This window comes from Streptomyces sp. PA03-1a, assembly GCF_033792805.1.
Classification (GTDB): domain Bacteria; phylum Actinomycetota; class Actinomycetes; order Streptomycetales; family Streptomycetaceae; genus Actinacidiphila.
The window spans coordinates 1-6122 of the sequence record NZ_JARAVO010000373.1; the positions used below are offsets into that span (position 1 = coordinate 1).

General features: G+C 74.4%; 5 protein-coding genes and 1 pseudogene. 4 read left to right on the forward strand and 2 right to left on the reverse strand.

The window, feature by feature from the left end; all coding sequences use genetic code 11:
- Positions 1-236: 236 nt before the first annotated feature.
- A complete protein-coding gene (locus tag PV341_RS43170; protein WP_500331514.1) occupies positions 237-380 on the forward strand; it encodes a hypothetical protein in 144 nt (47 codons plus the stop codon).
- 16 nt (positions 381-396) lie between these two features.
- On the opposite strand, the gene PV341_RS43175 is transcribed toward PV341_RS43170, so the two are convergent.
- Positions 397-1971 carry a FadD3 family acyl-CoA ligase gene (locus tag PV341_RS43175; RefSeq protein WP_500360757.1) on the reverse strand — a complete coding sequence of 525 codons (1575 nt, stop codon included), beginning with the start codon at positions 1969-1971 and terminating at the stop codon, positions 397-399.
- Positions 1972-2028: 57 nt separating this feature from the next.
- Here PV341_RS43175 and PV341_RS43180 point away from each other — a divergent pair, with 57 nt between their 5' ends.
- The 3 genes from PV341_RS43180 to PV341_RS43190 are packed head-to-tail and all read left to right on the forward strand — an operon-like array spanning position 2029 to position 4334.
- Positions 2029-3177, forward strand: a complete 1149-nt coding sequence (locus tag PV341_RS43180; RefSeq protein ID WP_500360758.1) for a lipid-transfer protein — start codon at positions 2029-2031, stop codon at positions 3175-3177.
- A 1-nt stretch (position 3178) separates the two neighbouring features.
- Positions 3179-3586, forward strand: a complete 408-nt coding sequence (locus PV341_RS43185; RefSeq protein WP_500360759.1) for a Zn-ribbon domain-containing OB-fold protein — start codon at positions 3179-3181, stop codon at positions 3584-3586.
- Positions 3555-4334, forward strand: a complete 780-nt coding sequence (locus tag PV341_RS43190; RefSeq protein ID WP_500331506.1) for an enoyl-CoA hydratase/isomerase family protein — start codon at positions 3555-3557, stop codon at positions 4332-4334. The genes PV341_RS43185 and PV341_RS43190 overlap by 32 nt, the downstream gene beginning before the upstream one ends.
- Before the next feature lie 308 nt (positions 4335-4642).
- Here PV341_RS43190 and PV341_RS43195 read toward each other — a convergent pair.
- Positions 4643-6067 (reverse strand): annotated as a pseudogene (locus PV341_RS43195) (outer membrane protein assembly factor BamB family protein); the annotation flags it as partial.
- Between the last annotated feature and the right edge of the window lie 55 nt (positions 6068-6122).

A 6122-nucleotide genomic window follows, 5' to 3' on the forward strand; every position in this document is an offset into this window, starting at 1 on the left:
GCACGGGGGACAGCACGGCCTGGGGGCGCGCCAAGGGGGGAGCGCCTCCGAGGGGGGAACGGCACGAAGGATCCACGGACCGACTGCGGCGCGGAGGGGGCGCCGCAGTCGGTCTTTGTCATGCCCCGGATCGCATCGAAGTCCACCGGCGCACGACACGTGCGGACCCGCGGGTCCGACACGGTAGGTTCCCGGCGCAGTCGACCCGGCACCCGGCTTCTCCTCCGGAGGTCGTCATGAAGTTCGTACGCAAGGCCGCCGTCGTCCTCGCCGCCGTCGCGGCCGGGCTCCTCGCCGCCGCGCTCCCGGCCGCCGCCGCGGGCGGCGTGGACGACTGGCACCAGACGATCGTCTCGCCCGACAACTTCCACGCCCCCTGACAGCCGGGCACGCTCCTCATCGTCCCCGTCCCCGCAACCGCGTCTTGAGCACCTTCCCGCTCGCATTGCGCGGCAGTTCCGCCAGGAACTCGACCTCGCGCGGCACCTTGTAGTTGGCCATCTCCCGCCGGGACCAGGCGATCAGGTCGTCCGCGGTGACCACGGCCCCGTCCCGGCGCACGACGTACGCGCGGCCGACCTCGCCGAGCCGCGGGTCGGGGACGCCCACCACCGCCGCCTCCACCACGTCGGGGTGGCGGGCGAGCGCCTGCTCGATCTCCGCGGGGTACGCGTTGAACCCGCCGACGATGAACATGTCCTTGATGCGGTCGGTGATGCGCAGGTTGCCGTCGGCGTCCATCACGCCCACGTCCCCCGTATGCAGCCAGCCGTCCGCGTCGACGGCCTCGGCCGTGGCCCCGGGGTCCTCCCAGTAGCCGGACATGACGTGGTAGCCGCGCACCAGGACCTCGCCGGGGCGGCCCGGCCCCTCGGAGAGCACCCGCACCTCCGTGTCGGGGATGGCCCGTCCGGAGGTCGCGGCCACCACCTCCGCGGGGTCGCCGCGCTGGCACATCGTCACAGTGCCGCTCGCCTCCGTCAGCCCGTAGGCGGTCAGCACCGTGGCGATCTTCAGCTCGCTGCGCAGCCGTTCCACCAGTTGCAGCGGGATCACGGACGCGCCCGTCACGACCAGCCGCAGCGAGCTCAGGTCGTGCTGGGCCCGTTCGGGGTGGTCGAGGACCGACTGGTGGAGGGTGGGCGGCCCCGGCAGCACGGTGACGCGTTCGGCGGCGATGTTGGCCAGGACGGTGCCCACGTCGAACACCGGCTGCGGGACCATCGTCGCGCCGCGCATCAGGCACGCGATGATCCCGGCCTTGTAGCCGAAGGTGTGGAAGAACGGGTTGACGATCAGGTAGCGGTCGCCCTCCTCCAGCCCGGCCAGGTCCGCCCAGACGTCGTAGACGCGCAGGGTCTGGGCGTGGGTGACCACCGCGCCCTTGGGGTGGCCGGTCGTCCCGGAGGTGAAGGTGATGTCCGAGGGCGCGGAGCCGTCGATCGCGTCGGAACGGGCCCGTACCGCCGCACCGGTGACGGGGGCGCCCGCGGCCAGGAAGTCCTTCCAGCGCCGGTAGCCGTGGCCTTCCGGCGCCGCGTCGGAGAGGACGACGACCTGTTCCAGGTCCGGCAGCGGGTGCTCCTGCGTCGCGCGCCGCAGCGAGGCGACGTAGGAGGTGCCGAGGAAGGTGCCCGTGACGAAGAGCAGCCGGGCGCGGGTGCGGCGCAGCACGTAGGCCGCCTCCGCGCCCTTGAAGCGGGTGTTGAGCGGGACGAGCACCCCTCCGGCGGTGACCGACCCCAGGGCGGCGGTGATCCAGTCGAGCGTGTTGGGGGCCCAGACGGCGACCCGGTCCCCCGGGGCGATCCCGGAGGCGACGGCCGCCGCGGCGGCGCGCTCGACCCGGGCACCGAGTTCCGCGTACGTGACGCGGGTCCGGCCGTCCACGACCGCCTCGCGCTCCCCCCAGCGTCGCGCGGCCTCCCGTACGAGCCGCGGGACGCTGCCCCACTCCAGGTCACCGCGCATGCGCCGAGCACCTCCCCATGAGCTGACTATCCGTCAGATTAGCGATAGCCTGACGGGATGTCAGCATTGAAGGACGCCACCGCGATCGTCGGCATAGGCGCGACCCCCTTCGCCAAGCACCTCCCCGAGTCGGAGAAGTCCCTCGCCTGCCGCGCCATCCTTGCGGCGCTCGACGACGCCGGGATCGAGCCGCGCGAGGTCGACGGCCTCGCGTCGTACACCATGGAGGAGACCGACGAGGTCGAGCTGGCGAAGGCCGTCGGCCTCGGCGACCTCACCTTCTTCTCCAAGGCAGGCTTCGGCGGCGGCGGTTCCTGCGCCACCGTCGCCCACCTCGCCGCCGCCGTCTCCACCGGCCAGGCCACCGTGGGCGTCGCCTGGCGGTCCCGCAAGCGCGGCAGCGGCCCGCGCCCGTGGACGAACACCACCGTCCAACTACCCACCCCCGCCCAGTGGACCCGGCCCTTCGGCCTGCTGCGGCCCGCCGACGAGATCGGCATGCTGACCCGCCGCTACCTGCACGAGTACGGCGCGACCCGCGACCACCTCTTCAACGTCGCCCTGGCCTGCCGTAACCGCGCCAACCAGAACCCGGCCGCGATCATGTACGAACGCCCGCTGACCCGCGAGATGTACATGACCTCGCGCTGGATCAGCGAGCCGCTCTGCCTCTACGACAACTGCCTGGAGACCGACGGCGCCCTGGCCTGCGTCGTGGTCTCCGCCGACCGCGCCCGCGACGCCCGGCAGCGCCCCGTCTACGTCCACTCCGTCGCCCAGGGCCTGCCGGCCCAGCACCACGGCATGGTCAACTACTGGACCGACGACCCCCTGACGGGCCCCGCCTGGACCGCCGCCCGCCACCTGTGGAAGCACGCCGACCTCACCCCGCAGGACATCGACGTCGCCCAGATCTACGACGCCTTCACCGCCCTGGTCCCGCTCTCCCTGGAGGGCTACGGCTTCTGCGCCCGCGGGGAGGGGGGCGCCTTCACCGAGGGCGGCACCCTGGAGATCGGCGGCCGGCTGCCGCTGAACACCTCCGGGGGCGGGCTGAGCGAGGCGTACGTCCACGGCTTCAACCTCATCACCGAGGGCGTGCGGCAGTTGCGCGGCACCTCCACCGCCCAGGTGCCCGGCGCGCGGACCTGCCTGGTCACGGCGGGCGAGGGCGTCCCGACCTCCGCCCTGATCCTGAGGAGCTGACATGCTGAGCCCCGTCACCGACGACGACGGCGCCCCCTTCTGGGAGTACGCCCGCGCCGGCGAACTGCGCGTCCAGGCCTGCGCGGACTGCGGACGGCTGCGCTTCCCGCCCCGCCCGTGCTGCCCGTACTGCCACTCCTTCGCCTGCGAGTGGCGGCCGGTGAGCGGCCGCGGACACGTCTGGTCGTACGTCGTCCCCCATCCCCCGCTGCTGTCCGGCTACGCCGAACAGGCCCCGTACAACGTGGTCCTCATCGAACTCGCCGAGGACCCCCGGATCCGGCTGGTGGGCAACCTGGTCACGGCACCGGACGCCCGGCTGGACTCCTTCGACCCCGCCCGCATCCGCATCGGTGCCCCCGTGAAGGCGGTCTTCCATGACGGCATCCCGCGCTGGCTTGCGCTGTGAGACGAAGGACGGCGTCGCCGTCGTCACCCTCGACCGGCCGGAACGGCACAACGCGCTCGACCTCGCCACGGCCGCCGGACTGAGCGCGCTCTGGCGGGAGTTCCGCGCCGGCGACGAGGTCCGCGCCGTCGTCCTCACCGGAGCAGGCGACCGCGCCTTCTGCACCGGCCTGGACCGCGCGGTGCAGGTCCCGCAGCCGCCCTCCCCCTACGCCCTCGACGACCCGCTGCTGACGGTCGGGCCCAAGGCCAACGACCTGTGGAAGCCCGTCATCGCCGCCGTCAACGGCATGGCCTGCGGCGGCGCCTTCTACCTGCTCGGCGAGTGCGAGTTCGTCATCGCCGCCGAGCACGCCACCTTCTTCGACCCGCATACCAGCTACGGCATGGTCAGCGCGTACGAGGCCATCGCCATGGCGCAGCGCATGCCCTACGGCGAGGTGATGCGCATGGCCCTGATGGGCACCGCGGAGCGGATCGGCGCCCGGCGGGCCCACGAGACCGGGCTGGTCTCGGAGGTCGTGCCCGGCCCGCTGCTGCTCGACGCGGCCCTGCGCGCGGCGGCGGTCGTGGCGGCCCACCCCACCGAGGCCGTGCAGGGCACCGTCCGCGCCGTCTGGTCGGCCCACGAGGCCGCGCGAGCCCAGGCCTTCGCGCACGCGCCGCACCTCATCGCCCTCGGCAACCTCCCGCCAGGCCACCAGGCCCGGCTGTTCGCGCACCGCACCCGGGAGCACCGGGTGCGGTGACGGTGTCCCGGGCCGCGGGCCGGTTCGGCGGACGCCGGGTGGCCGCGCGGTGCGGCCGGCGGTCATCGCGTTCCCGTGGCCGCCCTTGCTCCCGGACCCCGTCGGCGGCGCACCGTCACGTCGGAGGGCACGGGGGCGGGTCGTGGCGCGCGGTGGAGCCCACGTCGGCGCCGTCGCCGGAACGCGGTGAACGAGGGTCACCCCGACGCCCCTCGCGTGGCGCCGCGGCCCCCCGCCGCGTAAGTTGGCCGGCGGCGGCCGTCGTCAGCCCCTTCCGTGTGTGGCACGACGGCCGTCAGCCGGGTACGTCACACGCGCCGGGTGGCCGCCTCGGTGCCCTTCACGGCGTTGAGGGCGTACACGCAGCGGTCCTTGCTGCTCGCGTAGACCACGCCTTCCGAGACGACCGGCGAACCGGTGATCTCCCCGCCGGTCTCCAGCTTCCAGCGCAACTGGCCGCCGCTCGCGTCGACCGTGTAGAGGCAGTGGTCCTTCGAGCCGAAGTGCACCCGCCCGTCGGCCACCACCGGGGAGCCGACGATCTCGCCCTGCGCGGCGAAGCGCCACTTCGGGGTGCCGGAGACCGCGTCGAGCGTGTACAGCGCGCCGCCCGCGCCCAGCATCACCGAGCCGCCCGCGACGAGCACCGGCTCCACGCTCTGCCGCTGCTCCGTCGCGACCCGCCAGCGGTCGCGCCCGTCCGCCGGGTCCAGGGCGTACACGGTGCCCAGGTAGTCGGCGACGTAGACGCCGCCGCCCGTGACACCCGGTCCCGGCACGTAGGCGGGCGGCGCGAACATCACCGCGGGGGCGTCGAAGCGCCACCGCTCGGCGCCGCTGCGGGCGTCCAGCGCCAGCACGCGGTTCCCCACGGTCACGTAGACCGCGCCGTCGGCGACGACCGGACGGGTCGGCATGGCGCCGCCCTCCCCGGTCGGGTACGACCAGTGCTCCGCGCCGCTCGTCGCGTCCAGGGCGTGCAGCCGGCCGCCGCCGTGGAAGTACACGACCCCGTCCACCACGCTCGGACCCGACTCGGGCGTCTCGAACTCCGTCTGCGCCCCGCCGCGTTCCCAGCGCAGCCGTCCGGCCGCGGCGTCCCAGACCTGCACGCCGCCGCCGCGGGTGCCGGTGACCACGGTCCCGGCGTCCGCACGGAGCGAGTAGATCCAGCCGTCCACACCGGTGCGCCAGTGCTCGGAGCCGTCCGCGGCGTCCAGCGCGTACAGGCTCGGCCCGTCGGAGCCGTGGATCCGGCCGCCCGAGACCGCCATCGTCCACGCCACGTCACGGGTCTTGAACTGCCGCCGTCCGGTGGCCACGTCCAGCGCGTGCACCTCGAAGGAGGTCACGTAGAGCCGTCCCGAGGACACGACCGGCGTGCCCCACACGTCGTTCGACATGCGGAACCGCCACGGCCGCCATTCACCCGGCGGGACCGCGGGCGCCTGCGGGGCGCCCTGGGGCGCGCCCTGGGCGTTGCCCTGGCCGGGCACCGCCGCCGGCGGACCCCCGGCCGCGCCGCCGCGGCCGGCCCAGCCGAGCCCGTCCCCGGCGGCGGCGGTGACCGCGGCCTGGTTCTTGCGCTCGGCGAGCCGCATCCCGGGCCCTATCGGTGCCGAACCGGCGAGCTGCACCGGTCCGCCCGGGCCTTCGGCGGCGGCCGGGGGGCCGGAGCGAGCTCGCGGGTCGGCCACCGATGGGCCGCGGGAGGGGGGTCCCCCGGAGTCGGCGCGCGCGTTAACAGAGCCCCGGGCCGACTAGAACACCCATCTACAGCACTGAGGG